The organism is Halomonas sp. SIMBA_159 (assembly GCF_046536035.1).
GTDB classification, from domain to species: domain Bacteria; phylum Pseudomonadota; class Gammaproteobacteria; order Pseudomonadales; family Halomonadaceae; genus Vreelandella; species Vreelandella venusta_A.
The window spans coordinates 1-275 of the sequence record NZ_JAWJBT010000486.1 but is presented as its reverse complement, the minus strand read 5'-3'; the positions used below and the strand labels follow the sequence as shown (position 1 = coordinate 275).

Below are 275 nucleotides of genomic sequence, written 5' to 3'. Positions count from 1 at the left end.
CTCGCGGCCGGTCGGCTCGCGATCGGCGTGCGCGATGTCCGCGACGCGGGCGTCGCGGCGATCGAGGCGCGTCTGGGCGAGCAGGTGGATGCCGTTCTCGAGATCGCGGATCGTCACGGAATCACCGTCGCGTCGCCGCGAGACCGCGATCACCGCGCCGGCATCGTCTCGCTCCTGCCCGACGCACCTGCCCATCTTGCTGCTGCCATGGCGAACGCCGGCATTGTGGTGACGGCTCGAGGTGCCTCGATCCGCATCGCGCCACACGCCGGCAC

The 275-nt window shown here is 71.6% G+C and carries 1 protein-coding gene; it reads left to right on the top strand.

Features of this window, described 5'->3' with window-relative positions; translation table 11 throughout:
* The coding region (locus R0J87_RS20135; protein WP_498888468.1) for a hypothetical protein at positions 1 to 275 on the top strand (275 nt) is incomplete at both ends.